This is a genomic window from Planococcus halocryophilus, assembly GCF_001687585.2.
In the GTDB taxonomy this organism is placed as follows: domain Bacteria; phylum Bacillota; class Bacilli; order Bacillales_A; family Planococcaceae; genus Planococcus; species Planococcus halocryophilus.
In genome coordinates, this window is the sequence record NZ_CP016537.2 from 2,554,936 (window position 1) to 2,575,276 (window position 20,341).

Here is a 20,341-nt window from a genome sequence, read left to right on the forward strand (position 1 = left end):
ATTAGTAATTTTGAGCTATAATAAAGGAAATAAACTAAGGAGGAGTGACAATGGATACGGAGACAAAACTGAAACAGTGGCAGCAGGCTGAACTAATAGATCAAGACACGGCTGAACGTATTTTAGCGTTTGAAAAGCATCAGCCGGCTCCTAAAAAGCTACCTTTGCTTTTGATGATCGGTTTGATTTTCTTTGCGCTTGCTGTGTTTAGCTTTATCGCAGCCAATTGGCAGTCAATACCGGATATAGCAAAAGTATTGCTTATGCTGTCATTAATGTGGCTGTTTTACATCATCGCTTATTTTTCCGAAAAGAAAAATTTTGGCTATCCACTCTTATTCAGGGTTATCGGTCTTGCAATGTTTGGTGCAACTTTACTGACAGCTGCTCAGACTTTCCATTTTCCACTCGCGAACTCCGTTTTGCCATGGGCTATGTTTATAGCAGCGCTTGCTCATTATTTTTACTGGCGGCATCTCATCTATTCACTCATCGGATTTTTCTTTGGTGGATCTGTTTTAATGTCGTTCTTACCTAATATCGGTTGGGTAGAATGGGGTATTTTTATCGCCGTTACATTTGGCTGGTTTTATTTCAGCAAAAATTTTGCATCTACTGCATTTAGTTGGATACTATTATTCGCTTCTGGCTTTATGTTATGGGGACTAGTAGATTACGACAGTGTTCTTTGGCCAATCTGGACTTTGTTCGCGCTTGTCTTACTTCTTTTTATTGCTCCTGAAAATAAACAGCAAATGATTCGACCGCTTTATTTAATTACAGCGGGATTATTACTTATCGTATATTTAGCAATTCGCGGCCAAACATTTATCAGTATAATAGATGAAAGCCATTGGGCTGAAGCAATCGCATTATCCATAGTGGCAGTTGGCGTGCTCCTCATCAGTTATTTCAAATTCCGCGCTCTCATGTGGATAGCAATTCCTGGGGTCATTGGATTGCTCCTTTTTGACGAAACAGCCATTGGACTTGCAGTTATTGCTGAGCTAAGCGGGCTTGCTTATTTAATTATCGCGCAGCGGCAAAATGAAAAGCTGGGATTAGGCTTTGTTTATTTTATCGTTGTCCAATTTGTGATTTACATTATTTACGCTTGGGAACGTCTCGACATGTCTCTCTTCTTCCTTATCGGCGCTATACTATTGTTTCTGCTATCAGGAGCAGCCTGGTGGATTAATCGTAGGAAAGAAGGTGTGAAGCCATGAAAGCCTGGCTCTTTCCGATTATTCAAACCGTATTTGTTGTGATACTACTCGTAAGCTATTATGCGGCCTCGTGGTTCGGCGAACAATATATATTAAGAGCAGAACCTTTCGATCCGTTCGATCCTTTTTATGGGGAGTATGTCATGTTACAATATCCAGACTTGAAGTCTCCTTCTACCACCGATGACAGTTCCATTTACTTCACGTTAAAAACTGAGGAAGATGGTTATGCCATTCTTGACCGCGTTGAGACTGATCCGTTCTTTGGCGCTATTGAGGGCTATGTGTATGACAATCGCGTCACAGCACCCCAATTAGAGCAGTTTTACGTAGAACAAGGCCAAGGATCTCAACTCGAAGAAGTACGTGACCTGCAAGTGACGATAGACGTGTCAAGTTGGGGAACTATACGCCCAATCTCGCTCGAAGAACGAAAAGAATAAACCACAAAAAAGTTCAATCAGAAATCTGATTGAACTTTTTTCTATATTATTTCAGCAATAAACACAGCGGATCTAATTATTTTTCAAATTGAGATTCAGCATAATACTGAGCATAATTTAAGTCCTTATCCACTTGAACGTTGTTAAGGACTATACCAAGCAATCGCGTTTTTGTCGCTGCAGTAATGGCCTCTTTTGCTTTAAGCGCATGTGCCCTTTCTGTCTTCCCTGAATTCAATACTAAAATAGTGCCTTCACATTTATTGGCTAAAATAACACTGTCTGTAACCGAAAGAACCGGCGGACTATCAAAAATCAACATATCGTACGTATCCAAAGCATTTTCAAAAAGGAGGTCCATATTAGAAGAACTCAGTAACTCTGCCGGATTTGGAGGAATTGGTCCTGAAGGCAGAAGATCTAAATTTTCAATTCCACTAGCTTGAATCGCCATCTTTAAAGACACTCGACGAACCAACACATTAGATAATCCCTTTGAATTGCTAATTTTAAAAGTTTGATGCATTGTCGGCTTTCTCATATCTGCATCAATCAATAACACACGTTTGCCTTCTTGTGCAAAAACAATCGCCAAATTCGATGAGGTCGTTGATTTACCTTCCGAGTGAGATGCCGAAGTCACAACTAATGAACGAACTTTTCCATCCGGAACAGTAAAATGGATATTTGTTCGCAAGGTTCGAAACTGTTCTGAAACACGTGATCTTGGATTGGTAAATGCGATTAATTTTCTATTCTTTACTTCAGGCTTGTTTTTTTTCTTTACCATTCTTGTTCCTCCCTGCGTTTAAAAGCAATCGGTTCGTTAACCGGAATGTCTTCTTCATCATTCATTGGCGAGATTGCTCCAAGAACAGGTAGTCCCAAAAGATCTGTTACATCTTCTTCTACTCTGATTGTCGTGTCTAAATAACGTAATATCATAGCAATAGTTGCTCCAATTACAAGACCGACAATTGCACTTAGCAAAATATTTAATGGAGGATTTGGCGACACAGGTGTCTGATTTTCTAGGACAACAGCCGGTGACAAAATTGAAACATTATCAATATTAATCAATTCCGTTATTTCCGTTTCAAACACTTCTGCAACTTTGTTCGCAATTCCGACAGCTACGGCAGGGTCAGGATCGGTTACGAATATATTGAGCAGCTGTGAATTCTCTGCAAATTCAACATTTACTTTTCCCTTGATTTCTTGATAAGACATATCCAACTCCAATTGACTAACTACTTGATCCAATATAATTGGACTTTTTATAATCTCGCTATATGTACCGACTAATTGCAAATCGATATCGATGCTTTGAGAGTCGATAATTGTTTCGCTTTGCTTTTGACTAATAAGTATTTGAGTGGATGTTTGATAAATCGGGGTGATTAAGTAATACGATATCAAGGCTGTAATCATCATAATTGCAATGGTAATAGCCAGTATTAAGCGAATCTTATTTTTTAATATGCCGTAAATTTCACGTAAGCTGATGGTTTCTATCATTTCGCCAAACCTCCCTTCATTCAAAAAACCTTAAAATCATATGGATATTCATTACTTTTAAAAACAACGACAGGACATCAAGGTCATTCCCCGATGTCCCCCCAGTTCGAATTTATGAGCAATATGTGACAGCATCAATTTGTAGGTTGCTTGCCTTCACTCAGAAAATCTACTCATTGGCTGTCATCAATACGCATCTTTTGATCCGAACAACACTAGAATTGTCTTGCAGATTAACTTAATATCTAATGCCGTCGAGCGCTTGCGGATGTACTCTAAATCCATTTCGACCCACTCTTTAAAGCTTATATTGCTTCTACCATTAACTTGCCAAAAACAAGTTAAACCAGGAGTTACACTAATACGCTGTTTTTCATAATTTGTGTATTGTGCGACTTCATCCGGTAAAGCCGGTCGTGGACCTACGATTGTCATATCTCCACTTAGCACATTAACCAACTGAGGAAGTTCATCGATACTTGTTTTTCTAATAAATTTCCCGATTTTCGTAATTCTCGGATCGGACTTGATTTTGAAAACTGGTCCCGATGCCTCATTCTGTTGCTGCAAAGCAGCTTTTAAATCTTCTGCGTTACAGACCATGGATCTAAATTTATACATATCAAAAGTTCTGCCATGCTTACCAACTCTTTTTTGTTTAAAGAATACTGGTCCCTTAGGATCTTCCATTTTAATTAACAGACTGATAATCAGAAATACGGGAATCAACATAATCAGCCCTACTAATGAACCGATAATATCTAGAAAGCGTTTTGTATACAAATAACCATTGCTGGTATTTGTTTTTACGCTTTCAAATACCAATTCGCTGTATCTTGTTTTCACATTCATCTTTTCTTTTTCAGGAGCGGATACTGACATTTGAATCACCACTTTCATCATAAATTCCTGTTACTTATCAAATAGGAGTTACTTCATTTTTTTTGACTGCAGCCGGTCTACCGATTGAACGATATTCTATCCCATGTGTTTCCATGTCTTTTACTAAGAAGCAATTTCGCCCATCAATAACAAGCGGATTTTTCATTTTATTAAATACGGTTAAATCTACATTTTTAATTTCATCCCAATCCGTTAAGATTAACGCTGCATCGCTATTTTCGATTGCCTCTTCTATGGAATCAGCATACTGAATACTTGAGTTTAGAACAGTTTTTGCATTATCCATCGCAATTGGATCATAAGCCACTACCTCTGCTCCTTGCTTGATCAATTCTTCAGTCACCAAAATAGAAGCGGATTCGCGTAAGTCATCTGTATTAGGCTTAAAAGATAGTCCTAGCACAGCAATTTTCTTACCTGAAATATCAGGAATACAGTCGGTTAACTTTCGTATGATTAGCCCTTGCTGTTTTTTATTGACATTAACGACACCTTTCAGCAATTCAAACTCGTAAGCGACATTACCCGCAATTTGGATAAGAGCTTTTGTGTCTTTCGGAAAACACGAGCCTCCATACCCAATTCCGGCTTTTAGAAATTGACTGCCAATTCTTTGGTCCAGTCCCATACCTGTTGAGACATTTTCAATATTAGCGCCTAATAATTCACAAATATTGGATATTTCATTGATGAAGCTGATTTTAGTTGCTAAAAATGCATTTGATGCGTACTTAATCATTTCAGCACTTTTAATGTCGGTTTTGAAAATAGGGACGTTAAACGGTTGATTTATTTTTTCAATAACATTAAAGGCATATTCACTATCTGCTCCAATGACAATACGATCCCCATGAAATGAGTCATGGATGGCCGATCCTTCTTTTAAAAACTCAGGATTTGAAACGACTTCAACTTTTAAGTCGCTTGTTAATTGAGATTGAATAATGTCTTTAATCATGTCATTTGTGCCAACAGGAACAGTACTTTTTGTTACAACAATGACATCGCGCTCTATACAGGCGACAATGTTTTCTGCCGCTTCGATGACAAAAGATAATTCAGCCGAACCATCTGCGTTTTCTGGAGTTCCTACAGCAATGTAAATGACATCTGCCTGTTGAAGCCCCTTTCGATGATCACTTGTAAAACTCAAACGCTGCGCATTAATATTTTTTATCATTAATTCACTTAACCCAGGTTCATAAATAGGCGATATCCCTTTTCGCATTTTTTCTACTTTGTCTTTATTAAGATCGATACAAACAACGTGATGACCAATTTCAGACAAACTCACACCGGTGACCAATCCAACATATCCAGTTCCGACTACAGCTATTTCCATACCGATACCCCCGACTAAAATAGTGGTGTAGCTGATTTTCCAGCCATCAATTCGTTAATGATGTTTTCTATATCTTGTCCGAACTCTGGGCTATCTAACGCGAACTCAATAGTTGTCCGCAAGAACCCAAGCATCTCACCTACGTCATAACGTTTGCCTTCAAAATCATAGGCAAAGACATTTTGAACTTCGTTAAGCTTTTGAATGGCGTCTGTAAGTTGGATTTCTCCTCCTGCACCCGCACTTTGATTGCCTAAAAATTCAAATATTTCAGGTTCTAAAATGTAACGTCCCATAATCGCCAAGTTCGAAGGAGCAGTTCCTGGCTTTGGTTTTTCTACAAAGTTACTAACCTCATAACAACGCCCATCCACTGCGCTTGGATCGATAATGCCGTATCGGTGAGTTTCGTTATCAGGAACCTGCTGAACCCCAATAATAGATGATTGCATTTTGTCGTATTGATCGATTAATTGCTTTAAGCAAGGTTTTTCAGCTTTTACAATGTCATCCCCTAATAACACCGCGAAAGGTTCATTTCCGATAAACTTACGTGCACTCCAAACCGCATGCCCTAAACCTTTTGGTTCTTTTTGACGAATATAATGGATTTCCACATTAGAGGTGTGTTGAACTTTTTCAAGAAGTTCAAATTTACCTTTTTTAAATAAATTGTCTTCTAACTCAAAATTCTTATCAAAATGATCTTCAATAGCACGTTTGCCTTTGCCGGTGACAATAATGATATCTTCAATACCAGAAGCGATCGCTTCTTCTACAATGTATTGAATTGTCGGTTTATCGACGATTGGTAACATTTCTTTGGGCATCGCTTTTGTTACTGGAAGAAATCGAGTACCTAGACCTGCTGCTGGAATGATTGCCTTTGTGACTTTTTTCATTATAGTACCCACCCGCCTTTCGATTTTTCTAAACAATACTTTTTGATATTGGAATGGGTACCAAACGCGCCATTTTAGAAACATGTTTGCATATAGCTCGTTAAATATTTCCCCATTGTAACATCGATAGTCCTTTGAAAGAAGTTTATTTATACTAAATTTTCGGTTAATTTTTTATAAATAGTTTTATATACCTATGAAAATAATCATTATACTCTCAAATATTCATTATTTCATTTTTAAATATTCTGATAATTTATAACGGTTTTAAGTATGAGAAACAATCATCTCAAGATCTCCGTCAATAAAATAATCACCGATTGTTGCTGGCACGATGAAATTATCGCCTTTTTTCACAGTCGATACACTTTCTTTCGTGACAATTTGACCCGTTCCATTAATTACGCTGACTAATAAAAATCCAGTTGTTAAAGGCACTTCAGCTCTCCCGCCAAGCTTCCAGTGATAAACCGTAAAGTATTCACCTTCAATTAAACGAGTCGACTCCAGATTATTCATGCTCTCTTTCAAGTTATCTTGCACAACTTGTTTGTGCGGACAAGTCATTACTGCCATCGCTTGTTCTAAATGCAGTTCACGTTTTTTACCTTCATGATCAACTCGGTCGTAATCATAAAGCCGGAATGTAATATCGGAACTTTGTTGTGTTTCTAAAATCACAATGCCTTTTCCAATAGAGTGTACCGTCCCACTTGGAACGTAAACAAAATCCCCTTTTTTTACTTTCAGACTTTGAAATAACTTACTCCATTCACCACGGCCAACTAGTTGTTGAAATTCTTCTCTTGATTGGGCCTGGTGACCAATGATGATTTCAGCATCTTCTTCACAATCTAAAATGTACCAACATTCCGTTTTCCCACACGGCTTATGAATAGATTCATCGGCGTAATGATCGTCCGGATGTACTTGAACAGACAATTGATCGTGTGCATCAAGTATTTTTACTAGTAGCGGAAATTCTCTATCCGTTATGTCACAACCAAATAACTGAGGATAGTTCCGCCAAACTTCCGATAAGTTTTTTCCTTCTAATTCCCCATTCATGACAATAGAAGGTCCATTTTCGTGAGCAGATATAACCCACGCTTCACCAGTCGTCTGCGATGGAATATCGTAATTAAAAAGCTCTTGCAGCTTACCGCCACCCCAAATTCGTTCTTGGAATACTGGTTTTAAAAAAACGGGTTCCTTATACATGAGACTTCCTCCCATCATAGAAATGACAAGTCGTTACTCTTGTGCCAATTCTTTCACACACATCATCCGTAGCGAGCAGTCAGTTTCACTTTGCAAATTTCTTCAATTACTTCCCATTCATTTGAAGTGCGGAAAATATCTTCTTCGATTAATTCACTACCTGTTTGCACTTCAATAATCTCCATATCGGTTGTTGCTTTTAAAGTGTGTTTCGCACCCAACGGGATATGAATCACATCACCTGTTCGGACATGGCTTAATTGATCATTAAAAACGAAAATACCCTCACCTTTAACAATGGTCCATATTTCACTCCGTTTATAATGCATTTGGTAACTAAGGTTTTTTCCTGCAGTTATACCCAATCGTTTAATGAGTACTTCATTGCCTTCAGCGTATCGTGTATATTCCAGAACACGATACCACCCCCACCTACGCTCTTCGTACATTGGCCGGCTATTAAAACCTTCCACATACTCTTTTACTTTTGTGCTAGCATCTTTATCTGTTACCAAAATTCCATCTGGACTGGCCGCTACTACTACATTATCCAAGCCAAGCAAAGTAATCGGAATATCGAGTTCGTTTACAATATGAGAATTTTGTACTCCCTTACCGATTACGCCTTTACCCGTCACTTGAACTGCCATTTCATCTGTTAGCGTGTTCCATGTCCCTAAATCTTTCCAATAACCATCATAAGGTAACGATACGATATGATTAGTGCGTTCAACCACTTCGTAATCAAAACTGTTTTTAGGAAGTTTATGATAATTTCTCAACAATTGAGAATATTCAATAGGCATTCCTCTGTCTTTAAGCAAGTCAATTATATAGCCTAATTTAAAAGCAAAAACACCGCAGTTCCAAAGTGCATTTTGTTCAATTAATTCTTCCGCTTGTTCTTCTGTTGGCTTTTCTTTAAAGTAGTCAACCGTTAAATAAGAATTTTCAGTTTTGTTCTTCGGAATAATATAACCGTATTTTGCCGAAGGATACGTAGGTTTTACTCCCATTAACGCCAAATCTGCTCCAGAAGATAGTAAAGCTTCTTCCAAATCTTGAACACGATTGAAAAAGCGATTTTCTACGTAAGGATCTACCGGTAACATCCCCACAACTTCATCTATACTGCATTTTTGAACGGAATAAAGATAAACAGCTGCAAGAGCAATCGCCGGGAATGTATCTCTTCTTTCTGGTTCAGTAACGACATGTACATCTTGTCCCAATTGCGTTTTGATCATATCTACTTGAGAACTACTAGTTGCAATTATAGAATTATCAGCCATCCCTATTTCTTCAATTTGCTTCCATACCCGTTGAACCATCGATACTTTATTGCCATCCTCATCACTTAAAACTTTAAGAAACTGTTTTGATCGTGCGTCATTTGAAAGTGGCCATAGGCGTTTCCCTGACCCTCCTGACAATAATACTAATCTCATATTACGTCCTCCTCCTCGCTATACGCTTCTAATTGAGCGATAGTTATGATAGTTACTAAGACCCAGTAATTATGCTTAAAAAATGATTTATAGGTAATTTTTATCTTAAATACAAACTAAGAGACTAGTTAATCTAGTTAATCTGTAATGGTATTAACTCATTATATATATAAATACCTAATATTTCAATCTAATTTTCTAATTTATTAGAAATATCAGATATATTTACCCATTGAGTGTCCCGAACATTGTTATATCAAGGTTTATGAATTATTTTATTTTTCTTTTTTTTAGAAATTTAATACATTTTTTAAAAATCAATTAGATGCTTAGCTATTATCAACTCTTATTTTCCATTTAGTAGGAGAGAATATAGACATAAAAAACCAGATCTGCGAAATCAATAGATTTCGCAGATCTGGTTTATGTTTAGTTTATTTATTTTTATGAATTACTTTCTCTTATTGTTCAATAGGCCGAGTTGCACCTGGCTGTGAATGATCTGACACTGTCTGTAAAACATGGCGGTATTTATTGATAGAAGTATCTCTTGTTAAGTTTTTTTCGAGATAAGAACGTCCTTTCAAGCCCATTGCTTTCAGTTCGTCTCCGTCTAGACTCCTCAAGTAATTAATCGCGTGAGTTACTCCTTGGTAATTTTGAGGTTCAATAACCACACCCGCTCCACTTTCAAAAATTAAGCGCTGCACTTCGCTCCCTTGTTCTAGAACTCCAAGAACTGGTTTGCCAGCGGCCATAACACCATAAATTTTACTTGGTACTGAAACACCTTTAATCCCCTTTTGGTTAACAACCAAATGAAGGTCAGCTGCATTTAAGGAATACTTGAGAAATTCTTTTGGTTGATAAGGTAAAAATTTAACGTTCTTCAACTTATTTTCTAACGCATATGTTTGTATCCGTTGTTTAATGGCACCTTCTCCGATAAACAAGAAGACAATATCTGGCTGATCGACAAATTCTTTCGACACTCGTATTAAGTTTTCTAAATCATAATACAACCCAAGATTCCCTGAATACATAACGATAAATTTATCTTGTAACCCGTGCATTTCTAAAAACTCACGGATTTTAGGCTCGGTTTTCTCAAGAGGCACAATGGCGTCTTCATCTGTCCAATTACTGATGACCGTATGATTTGGTACTTTTCCGCCTTCAAAACGACCCCTTAACGTTTCTGCCATGTCTTCCCCGACAACCAATACTTGATCCGCATAACTGCAATTTAGTTTGTCGATTGCTTTAGCAATTTTAAAGACGGTTTGGTTGTTGGTATATGCTACTGCTTGTGCCTGTTCAGGATTAAAATCATGAATGCTATAAACATGTCGCGACCGTTTCAGTAGTTTGCCGATGGTTCCGATCAATCCGCCCAATACGGGTGGTTGAGAAATCGTAAAAATAACATCTGTCCCTTTTTCCTTGAGCAACGCAATGTTTGCTAATAAGAAATAAGAAGAGATGTATTTGATTCGGCTGATTTTCGAGTTTTTGTTTACTTCGGGCAGCTTGATCCGAACCACTTTAATATTTTCTACGTACCCTTCTTCAAAGAGCTTTTTACTTTCATGATTTTCTCCTGCATATCCCGGTTGTGCCGCAATAACTGTAATTGTGAAGTCATGTTGGAGATACTTTGTTAGTTCGGTCATCAATTGGCTTGTTGCTGCGAGATCCGGATAGAAGTAATTAATAACAAAGGTTATTTTTCTTTTGCGTATCATATGACCCTTCCTTTCCTTAAAAGCACGCAACAAACTCGTTGCCTTCACTTAAAGTTCATCAAAAATAGACACCAACCGATCGGTGTATTTATCTTCCGTATAAAATTCTTCAAACGTATCCCGACTCATTCTGCCAAGGCGCATACGTTCTGCGTCATTTGTCACCAACTCTTTTATCGCAGCTTTTACTCCTTCTACCGTTGGTTCGATAACCACACCACAATCTTTGATCAACTCTGCAATAATCCCTCGGTCCGAAGAAATAATCGGCAATCCTGCCGCCATCCCTTCGATAATAGACATGGGTTGACCTTCTACTTTATATTTGGTCGGTAACGCCATCATATCTGACTCAAGGAAAAAACGTTTTTTCTCTTCCCCTTGCTTTAACCCATGATATTGTATCAAGTGATCTACATCATTCTCCGCAATATAATGCTTGATTTCTTGGAATTCATCTTCATTTTGAATTCCACCAACCAAATCTAAGCGTAAATTATGCCCTTCTTGAATTAACGCAGTTGTGGCTTTAATCAATTCAATATAGCCTTTTTCAAACATGAGATTACTCAAATACAAAAGAGATACCGTTCCTTTTTTCTTCCCTTGACCCACTTCGTTTTTCAATATAAAGTCTGCAGGAATGCCGTTGGATACCACTTCCACATGTTTGACATGACCGCGGTAATTTGGCGTTAGCTTTTCACCTAATACAATTCCAACATCAATTTTTTGCAATGAATAAATGATGAATTTCCGTGTAATTCCAGAAGTAGCGTCAATCGTGCCACCTAAGTTATTACCATGTAAATGACTTACCACTTTACCACGCCCGAGAACTTTGCAAGCTTGGATCATCACACAATCACGTAACAACCCCATTTTAGTTTGCGAAATGGAAATATACAAAATCGGTTTCTTCATACGCAGTGATAAAAAGCCAGCGTAAAAAATAGCTACTGAATCATGCAGCAATTTATCAAAAGAAAGCGCACCAGGATGTTCAAAATCTTTCTTGCTTAAATTAATTTTTTTCACATTATATTGTTGGTGAAGTTTTTCTGAATTATACAAGGATTGAAGAGCGATGCTTTCTCCTAGTATCGGAGGAGGCAAAGGCCCAACAAATATCAAATCCCCTTTTTTTGTCTCAGTCATGTTAAAGCACCTCTCCTATAAATGACATCAACTTGCCCAGTGGCACAATCTGACTTTTTTTAATGCGGATCAGTAGAATTCAATTCACGCTTATCCACTAAATCTTTTTCGAACGAAGAAACAATAAGGTAGATGATAATAAAAACAGGAAGGATAATGACTAGCGGCTTGATGTAATAAATAAAGCCGTACCAGAATACTCGCGCAACAGTTAAAACAATCCAGTAATACCCTAATGCCCTTCCGAAATTACCAAAGAGTTTTTTTAGAATTACAGTAGGTGTGAAAATAATGACATATGTAGCAAATGGCGCAACCACTAGCCCCAGAACTCCAAAGTTCAAGTAAAATTCTCCGTAAACAAACAATCCGTAGTTCGTGTGAATGAGTGAAGCGACAAGATGGGCAGCTTCTGGGCTCTTCGCTTCAATTCCAAGAAAAGAAGGAATCAGCTGCGGAATATAATCGATAATTGTATAAAAATTACCATACGTATGCGTTACTTCAATTGCAGCAGCTGTGGAATAAACAAGATCTTGAACAGTTGGGTAGTTGACCAAAATTGCTACAGAATCCAGAATTGCTTGCACATCAAAAATCAGTCCTGAATGCCTCACCAATCCCAAATAAGAAAAAAGTAATAATCCCCCTGCAATTAACGCTGCTTTTTTAAATGAAAAGCCCGATTTAATCACATCTAATTTTTTAGTGGCCGTTAATAATAGATATAAAATCAACAGCAAACCTAAAATATCGACTCGAGCATAATGTGACAATAACCAAAAAGGGACAAACAAAATAGCGAATTTTCGTACCCCACTCCCTTTAACGCCCATCAACACAAAGAAGTACGAAATAACAACAACAGAGTTCCATGCATTCCCGGGCAATAAACTTGGTGAAAGTTCGTTATACGCCCCTCCAGGTAGATCCGGCAAATAGATGATTGCAGAAACTACAGCTAAAATACTGAACAGCCAAGTCGCTAACAAACTATGGACTGTCCCGGAAAAATACGCCAACATTTTAGCATCGTAATTGCCATACGTCTTATTAGTTATCCACAGCAATATCGACCAAGCATAGTAGAAAAAAAGTGCACTGAAGGCCAATATATAAAAATGCCGTTCAATTAGATGGGTGCGATCATTAAATAAGGGCTGCACTTCTCCAATCGGTGCATAGCCTAATATGCTAATAATCGGCAAAAATAAAAGCACAAGTGAAAAAGAAGAAAATCCCACCTTAAAAATGTATATATCCATTAATAACTTGAAGGAAAATAGAATTAAAATGAACAAGTTCCATGGATCATCAGCATTGAAAGCCTGACCTATTTGCAGCAAGTAATAGATCACTGAAATCCCAGTTATTAAATTGACGATGATAAACAAGACATTTTCAAATCGATCATCGGCTTTCATATGCTTTTCCATAATCTCATTCCTTTATTTATAATTCTCTTTTTCGACACCCCACTACCTTCCACTCTGCTAGGAAGGTGCATCTGCAGAGAACAACTGGGATTCTTTATTTTTTTTTTTTGATCGCCTATATAGGTAAGTTAAAATTTTCATATGCAAGAAAGTGGAAAGGTAATAGAATAGAAAATTCAATGACACTCGGTCATTTTTAAATCCTTCTATCAGTATTTTTCTAGACAACTGCACAACTTCTTTGTTTTGACCGATAATACCCGTCCGGAAAACAACTTTCCAAATGGTTAAAGTAAAACGATGAAAAGTAGACTTCCGCTGTTGCATAGCTAGTTCTTTATACTTCTCGAAAATGCTTAAATGCCCGTTGAGCACGGAAGTTTTATTGGTCGTAATTCGTTCCCCGCTATGATGATAAAATAACACCATGCTTTCTTTGACAAAATCGAATTTTGTCACCTGCGCCAGTCTGATATACAAATCCCAATCTTGACAACTGGGCAACTTGGCATCAAAGCCCTCTATTTGATCTAATACTTCTTTTCTAACTAGTACAGAAGAAGTCGTATCGATATAGTTAAACTCAAGCAACTTGGACAAAATATCTCCGCGATATTCCGGAATGATTTTACGAGTAGGCTGATTGTTTTCATCAACTACTTGCACCCCTGTATAAACTACTCCGACATCTGGCTCGTCATTAAATTTCTCTAACTGCATTTCGATTTTTTCTGGCAGCCACTGATCATCTGAATCTAAAAATCCGATGAAATTCCCAGTAGCCTTTCTTAACCCGGTATTCCTTGCTTCCGATCCGCCTTTGTTCACCTCATGTTTCAAGTAGATAATTCGGTCATCTGTCATTTCTGCCACAACAGCTTCCGTATCATCAGTTGAAAAATCATCAATAATGATGATTTCCAAGTTTTGATGACTTTGCTTTTCTAAACTTCCCACAGCTTTTTTCAGCAGTTCCGAACGATTGAACGTTGGAATAATAACACTGACTTTGTCATTTAAGGTCACCATTGCACTTTATCCCTCCACCCGTTAAGGAAACCGCTCTATTTAGTATTCGCTGATTGCACTCTTTTCTTGTTTCACTAAATTACAGTCATGCGTCACCATAATTTCCACAAGTTCTTCAAAAGAAGTCGCCGTCGGATTCCATCCAAGTAGCTTTTTCGCTTTTGCAGGGTCGCCCAGTAATTGTTCAACCTCAGCTAAACGGAAATATTCCGGATTTACTTCAACTACAATTTCCCCAGTATTAACATCAAAGCCTTTTTCATCAATTCCTTCTCCTTGCCACTCTATTTCGATTCCTGCATGTTTAAATGCGAGTGTCGCAAATTCACGCACAGTGTGCATTTCGCCGGTTGCGATGACAAAATCTTCTGGCGTATCGTGTTGCAAAATAAGCCACATACATTCTACGTAGTCTTTGGCATAACCCCAGTCTCGTCTAGCATCAAGGTTTCCAAGTAACAATTTGTCTTGTTTGCCGTTAGAGATACGCGCAACAGCCATAGTGATTTTACGCGTGACAAACGTTTCTCCACGTCGTTCGGATTCGTGGTTAAAAAGAATGCCGTTGACCGCGAACATATCATAAGATTCCCGGTAGTTTTTTGTAATCCAATAGCCATATAATTTCGCCACTCCATATGGCGAACGCGGATAAAACGGCGTTGTTTCTCGTTGTGGAACTTCTTGTACTTTCCCGTATAGTTCCGAAGTAGAAGCTTGATAAATGCGCGTCTTTTTCTCTAAACCGAGAATACGAACCGCTTCTAAAATACGCAAAGTGCCGATTCCATCAACATCTGCTGTATATTCAGGTGTCTCAAACGATACTTTCACATGAGACATAGCTGCTAAGTTATAAATTTCATCTGGTTTAATTTCACTGATTAGTCGAATGATATTAGAAGTATCTGTCATATCCCCATAATGTATATAAAAATTTTCACTCGACTTTAACTCTTCAATATATAAGTGCTCAATGCGTCCTGTATTGAAACTTGAACTTCTCCGAATGATGCCATGTACTTCGTAACCTTTTTCTAATAAGAAATCCGATAGAAACGAACCGTCTTGACCGTTTACTCCAGTAATCAATGCCTTTTTCATAATGATCCCCCTTATAATCGTACTTTCTCTGTCTGTTCTAAAAACCAGTCATAAGCCATTTTTAATCCATCATCTAGCGGAATTTTCGCTTCCCACCCAAGACTCTTTAATCGACTAACATCCACTAACTTACGCGGCGTACCATCAGGTTTCGATGTATTAAAGACGATTTCACCCTCATAGCCAACTGTTTTCCCCACTTTTTCAGCCAGCTCTTTAATCGAAATATCTTTGCCAACACCGATATTGACCAAATCGTTTCCGTTGTAAGTATTCATCAAGTATATGGCTGCATCTGCCAAATCATCAGAGTAAAGAAATTCCCGTTTTGGCGTTCCCGTGCCCCAAACTTCAACAGTCTCAGCCTGAGAAACTTTTGCTTCATGAAATTTCCGAATAAGCGCCGGTAGAACATGTGAACTTGTTAAGTCGAAATTGTCATTCGGGCCAAATAGGTTTGTAGGCATAATTGATATAAAGTTCGTGCCATATTGACGATTATAAGATTGGCACATTTTAATGCCCGCTATTTTAGCAATAGCGTATGGCTCATTTGTCGGCTCAAGTTCTCCGGTCAATAAGGAATCTTCTCTCATCGGCTGTTCTGCTAGTCTCGGATAAATACATGTACTGCCGAGAAACAGTAGTTTTTTTACTCTATTCCGATGAGCAGCATCAATGACATTTGTTTGAATCATCAAATTGTCTCGGATGAATTCTGCTGGGTAGTCGTTATTTGCAGCAATTCCCCCAACTTTTGCTGCTGCTAAAAATACGTAGTCTGGTCGTTGTTCTTGAAAAAAAGAATCGACTTGATTGGAGTTTGTCAGATCCAGTTCTTTACTGGTCCGAAACACAAGATTATGATAGCCCTTTTCTTGTAGGTTTCGTACAATTGCCGATCCGACAAGACCTCGATGTCCCGCTACGTAAATTTTCGATTCCAAGTTCATAAATACCCCACCTTTTTTAGCTATTGCCTTATATAATCCGATAGAAGTTAACGTTTATTTCATGCTCGTTTTTTTAAAAAATCAATTTCGGTTAAAAAACGACCTTTTACCCAAGACTTTATACTTACTAATCAAACTTATTTTCTTATTCTAACATACAATAGTCTAAATATTACAGATTATTTAGACTATTTAATGTTTTGTGCAATTAATTTTAATTTTGTACAGAGCAAATGTACAAGACATTTCTTTCAAACCATGTTTACCCTTGTTTCACTAACGTTTTTTTTCGAAAAAATCCTTTTACCTCAACTATTAACTCACGTTGATTTAATACCATCAACACACCATAAATTAGTCCACCAGTAATCGCGTCAGTAATGATGATTCCAACTGCTCCAACTTCTGTTAATCGGGAATTCAGCAAATACAAAAGTGCCATCATGATAAAAGAATGAACTACCGGCTTAACTATTGATAAATTTAATTCACGCAAGCTATCTCCGATAATTTGACGGATCCGCACAAAATAACTGACATAAAACAACAGCATTTTAAGCAAACCAACCGCAATCGCCACCACAAAAATTTCACCCGATAGTCCTGCTAGAAATACGACAACTGGAATAATCGCTAGCTGAAACAATTGCCAGTAAAAGCTCCACCTTACTTTGCCAACAGCGATAAATAAGCTACCACTTGGATTTCCCAACGCTTTAAACAATCCGTACAAGCAAAGGATTTGAATAATGAGAATACTCCTTTCCCAATCTTCTCCTAGCAGAAGTGGAACTGCGTATGGCGCAAGAACAATAACCCCTGCCAATAACGGTGCATTAAAGCTTGTTAACATAGTTGTGATTAGCAAATAAGTTTTTCTCAACTTTCGTTTATCCAATTGAATTTTTGAAAATACAGGAAATGCAACTCGGTTAATCATAGAATTCAACTTTTGGACTGGCTGCATAATAAGATTCATGGCCATGCTGTAATAACCAAGCGCGACAGGACCTAACATAACTCCTACAACCATTTGATCAATTTTAGTGGTGAAATAATTGATACTTGTGGAACCTAGACGATACAAACCAAAGCTGACAAAACCTTTAATCGCCTTCCACGAAAAGACCAGTTGTGGTCGAGTTTCCGCATCCTGATAACCAGCTATAACCCACGGAACACTCCTAAATAACGACATCACAATATGTCCGTAAACGAGTGACCAGGCACCCAGAGCTGTAAAAGCTGCTAAGTAAACTGTTAACAAGACGCCAATTGTTGTCGCCAAAATTTCATTTTTAGTAATTTGTGAAAATTCCAATTTTTTTGTAGCAAGTGTTTGAAATTGCAAACCGAACGGCAAGATGATAAAGCTAATTCCAACGACTTGTATCATGCCGGTTAAGCTCGGTTCATTAAACATCAACGCAATGACTGGAGCCAGTATGAATAAGATTAGGAACAAGACGAATCCGACAAAAATAGAAAACCAGTACAAACTAGATAGCTCAATTTTGCTGATTTTTTCTTTTTGAATAATGGCATCTGTTATCCCCATTTCCAAAAATAGTTGCGAAAATTGAATAACAATTTGCACCATAGCTATTAGACCAAAAATTTCCGGCCCCAACACTCTACCCAATATCAGTAACTGAGCGATTTGGAGAACACTCGTCACGAGCATCGATATGGAAGTAAGTTTGACACTAGTTACTGCTTTGCTTTTTAAAGATGCCATTGGCCATTCCTCTAATCCGGTTTAATATAGAATTTTTCTCCACATATTCCGCCGTTGCTTCGGAAAAATCCCATAAGGACGGTCTTCTGCAAAATCTTCTGGGAATCCGTTAAGATCAAACGAATCATTAACACTTGGTGGTAGTTGCTCGTATTGATACAAAAACTCGAAATCAATCAACCTTAACCCTTCAGAGGTCAGCAGTATATTTCCGGGATGGAAATCAATTAGCGCATAGCCTTTGTTGTAGAAAAACTCGTTAATCTTAAAAATTTCTTGTTTATGTTTTCGTTTTAAAATTTGTTTTTTGATATGCCAGCTTTCAGTTAACGGGTTTGTTTTTAAATAAGGAACAATAATATAATTTTCTCCGCTGCTAATTAGCTTCGGAATAAATTCACATTCCTTGCTCAATTCACCGTAAACAAATTTTTCGCGTTCCAAAAACCGCTCTTTGCCCGCTTTATACGTTTTTTTCACAGCTTTACGCCCTTGATATTCGATAATTTCCACTTTGGCACGCCGTTTCTTCTCTGAGACATCAGCAATTATCTTTTCTTCTGTCCGGTAAGCTTTGTCCCAAGACATAACGATGTCTTTAACTTCTAGCAAAAGATCCGGAGCGACTGCAGCAATATAATCCAAAGCTTCAATTTCATCGTCCGCACTATGAAGAGGGTTGGCACGTTGCTCTTTTGATAAAGCAAAGTTAATGTCCGAACGCAGTAGTTCTTTTAACAAATAATGTTGGTTCGACACATGTGGATACTTTTTCTTCATTTTTGCAGGTAGTGGTTTGGGGTGATAATCATACATGACCAGTAAGGTGGACGGCTTTCCGCCACTTACTGGCCATGGTCCTTGCCCCCAATTCCCACCTCTCAAGTTTTGAGTCGCGTTTCTTTTTTGTTCTTCATCGAGTGTAATTGCTCGAATAAGACATAGCCCGTTACGTTCAAACCAATCAATAATTTTATCAGTCAATTGACGCTCGTCTGCCCATTCTCTTACGACAAATACCATCAATTCGCCGTCTTTTTCGAAATTGTGCTCACTCGACTTAATAATCGATTCGAGCCACTTGCCACTTACCCCAATCAATTTACGAATTGTATCTGTTGAAGGCGCCCAGCCTTTCTCCTCAAGAAAATGATGGAAATATTCTAAGCTGATTTCATCAAGTTGATGTCCCGTTTCATTTGCTAAACGCTTTAAAATCCCTGGATAATCATGATCTTGTGGAATTTGTTGGACTAAGCCACCCGATTTTGCAGGAATCCCTGATTTTTCGCCTTTATGATAAACTGCGTGATACATCAAACTAAGCATATGATGGTCAGCTGACGGTACGAAATACTTATTGTTCCACAGCCGGCGTTGGTCCAATATGGTTTCTCCAATGTATGGAGGATAATAAGCAATGTTCTTGAAATTACTTCCCATCAGTCCGCCCACACTGTAAATATCAAAAGGTAAAATCCCTACTTTTTCGTTTAATAAGTCTCTAACCTTTTCAATATGTTCGTCAGCAATTAATAAATCCACATCCTCGTCCAACTCTAAAAATGGCAATTCGTCAAACCAACGTAAAATAACGTAATCTAGCTGGCGTTTGTTAAGAATTTCAAAGAAATTCTCGAGTCCAAGTTCAGGAGACAAATATTGTCGCGCTTGTTTTTCTTTTTGATGATTTCGCTTAAAGACGATGCTAGTTCGCGTATCTCCTAAACGATCCGTGAAATTTTCAAAGCGGAAATCCCATTTTTTCTTCCTGGCTAATTTATACGCCCAAAGTGGTAAAAAGCTTGCACGATCAATCATTTTCGCTGGAATAAAAAGAATGATATTTGCAGAAGAATGGAAAGCATTTTTCAAATCCAGAAAATCAGCTTTGTTAATCACCAGTACTTCTGCATTATTTTTATAGGTAAGTGTTTTTTCATCAGCATAATAAAAATCTGGATTTCGCTTCTCTCCAGGATTTTGTGTGCATATTCCTAAATAATTTTCATACCCTTCATCGGCAAGTTGTCTTTTCAAGCTACTCGTTTCAGCATTGTATTCCAGTATTTTTACTGATTGTTTTGTTGGATACGCAGTTTTTATAAATTCACTAATTGTCGGCTGAATTGCCATTATTCCATTCCCCCTTGTCCACCGGCAAATCAGGCTAGG

The 20,341-nt window shown here is 37.8% G+C and carries 17 protein-coding genes; 2 read left to right on the top strand and 15 right to left on the bottom strand.

The genetic code is table 11. The features are described from left to right. Positions 1-50 precede the first annotated feature (50 nt). Both BBI08_RS12815 and BBI08_RS12820 read left to right on the top strand, forming a co-directional pair. Positions 51-1,226 carry a DUF2157 domain-containing protein gene (locus BBI08_RS12815; protein WP_008497055.1) on the top strand — a complete coding sequence of 392 codons (1,176 nt, stop codon included), beginning with the start codon at positions 51-53 and terminating at the stop codon, positions 1,224-1,226. After that, entirely contained in the window at positions 1,223-1,669 is a 447-nt protein-coding gene (locus tag BBI08_RS12820; protein WP_040850601.1) for a GDYXXLXY domain-containing protein, read from the top strand. The genes BBI08_RS12815 and BBI08_RS12820 overlap by 4 nt, the downstream gene beginning before the upstream one ends. Positions 1,670-1,745: 76 nt before the next feature. On the opposite strand, the gene BBI08_RS12825 is transcribed toward BBI08_RS12820, so the two are convergent. From BBI08_RS12825 to BBI08_RS12895, 15 genes are all read right to left on the bottom strand, one after another. Next, positions 1,746-2,459, bottom strand: coding sequence for a CpsD/CapB family tyrosine-protein kinase (locus tag BBI08_RS12825; RefSeq protein WP_065528174.1), 714 nt, complete (start codon positions 2,457-2,459; stop codon positions 1,746-1,748). Next, positions 2,453-3,187 (bottom strand): YveK family protein, encoded by a 735-nt coding sequence (locus BBI08_RS12830; RefSeq protein WP_008497052.1) that lies wholly within the window; start codon positions 3,185-3,187, stop codon positions 2,453-2,455. The genes BBI08_RS12825 and BBI08_RS12830 overlap by 7 nt, the downstream gene beginning before the upstream one ends. Positions 3,188-3,373: 186 nt before the next feature. Then, entirely contained in the window at positions 3,374-4,087 is a 714-nt protein-coding gene (locus BBI08_RS12835; protein ID WP_008497051.1) for a sugar transferase, read from the bottom strand. 19 nt (positions 4,088-4,106) lie between these two features. Beyond that, the gene (locus tag BBI08_RS12840) at positions 4,107-5,432 is read right to left on the bottom strand and encodes a UDP-glucose dehydrogenase family protein (RefSeq protein ID WP_065528175.1); all 1,326 of its coding nucleotides are present in this window, start codon (positions 5,430-5,432) and stop codon (positions 4,107-4,109) included. 14 nt (positions 5,433-5,446) lie between these two features. Beyond that, positions 5,447-6,334, bottom strand: a complete 888-nt coding sequence (gene galU, locus BBI08_RS12845) for a UTP--glucose-1-phosphate uridylyltransferase GalU (protein WP_008497050.1) — start codon at positions 6,332-6,334, stop codon at positions 5,447-5,449. Between the two features lie 267 nt (positions 6,335-6,601). Continuing rightward, positions 6,602-7,555, bottom strand: coding sequence for a mannose-6-phosphate isomerase, class I (gene manA / locus BBI08_RS12850; RefSeq protein ID WP_065528176.1), 954 nt, complete (start codon positions 7,553-7,555; stop codon positions 6,602-6,604). A gap of 62 nt (positions 7,556-7,617) precedes the next feature. Continuing rightward, the gene (locus tag BBI08_RS12855; protein ID WP_065528177.1) at positions 7,618-9,003 is read right to left on the bottom strand and encodes a sugar phosphate nucleotidyltransferase; all 1,386 of its coding nucleotides are present in this window, start codon (positions 9,001-9,003) and stop codon (positions 7,618-7,620) included. Between the two features lie 461 nt (positions 9,004-9,464). After that, positions 9,465-10,748, bottom strand: a complete 1,284-nt coding sequence (locus BBI08_RS12860) for a glycosyltransferase family 4 protein (protein WP_065528178.1) — start codon at positions 10,746-10,748, stop codon at positions 9,465-9,467. A gap of 48 nt (positions 10,749-10,796) precedes the next feature. Further along, entirely contained in the window at positions 10,797-11,906 is a 1,110-nt protein-coding gene (locus BBI08_RS12865) for a glycosyltransferase family 4 protein (RefSeq protein WP_065528179.1), read from the bottom strand. A 59-nt stretch (positions 11,907-11,965) separates the two neighbouring features. Next, the gene (locus tag BBI08_RS12870; RefSeq protein WP_065528180.1) at positions 11,966-13,342 is read right to left on the bottom strand and encodes a hypothetical protein; all 1,377 of its coding nucleotides are present in this window, start codon (positions 13,340-13,342) and stop codon (positions 11,966-11,968) included. Between the two features lie 57 nt (positions 13,343-13,399). Next, the gene (locus BBI08_RS12875; protein WP_065528181.1) at positions 13,400-14,371 is read right to left on the bottom strand and encodes a glycosyltransferase family 2 protein; all 972 of its coding nucleotides are present in this window, start codon (positions 14,369-14,371) and stop codon (positions 13,400-13,402) included. A 39-nt stretch (positions 14,372-14,410) separates the two neighbouring features. Continuing rightward, a complete protein-coding gene (gmd, locus tag BBI08_RS12880) occupies positions 14,411-15,475 on the bottom strand; it encodes a GDP-mannose 4,6-dehydratase (protein WP_008497040.1) in 1,065 nt (354 codons plus the stop codon). Positions 15,476-15,486: 11 nt separating this feature from the next. Then, positions 15,487-16,428: a GDP-L-fucose synthase gene (gene fcl, locus BBI08_RS12885; protein WP_008497039.1), complete on the bottom strand. Its 942-nt coding sequence runs from the start codon at positions 16,426-16,428 to the stop codon at positions 15,487-15,489. Between the two features lie 262 nt (positions 16,429-16,690). After that, positions 16,691-18,166, bottom strand: a complete 1,476-nt coding sequence (locus tag BBI08_RS12890; RefSeq protein ID WP_065528182.1) for an MOP flippase family protein — start codon at positions 18,164-18,166, stop codon at positions 16,691-16,693. A gap of 21 nt (positions 18,167-18,187) precedes the next feature. Continuing rightward, a complete protein-coding gene (locus BBI08_RS12895) occupies positions 18,188-20,302 on the bottom strand; it encodes a protein kinase family protein (protein WP_008497037.1) in 2,115 nt (704 codons plus the stop codon). Positions 20,303-20,341: the final 39 nt, after the last annotated feature.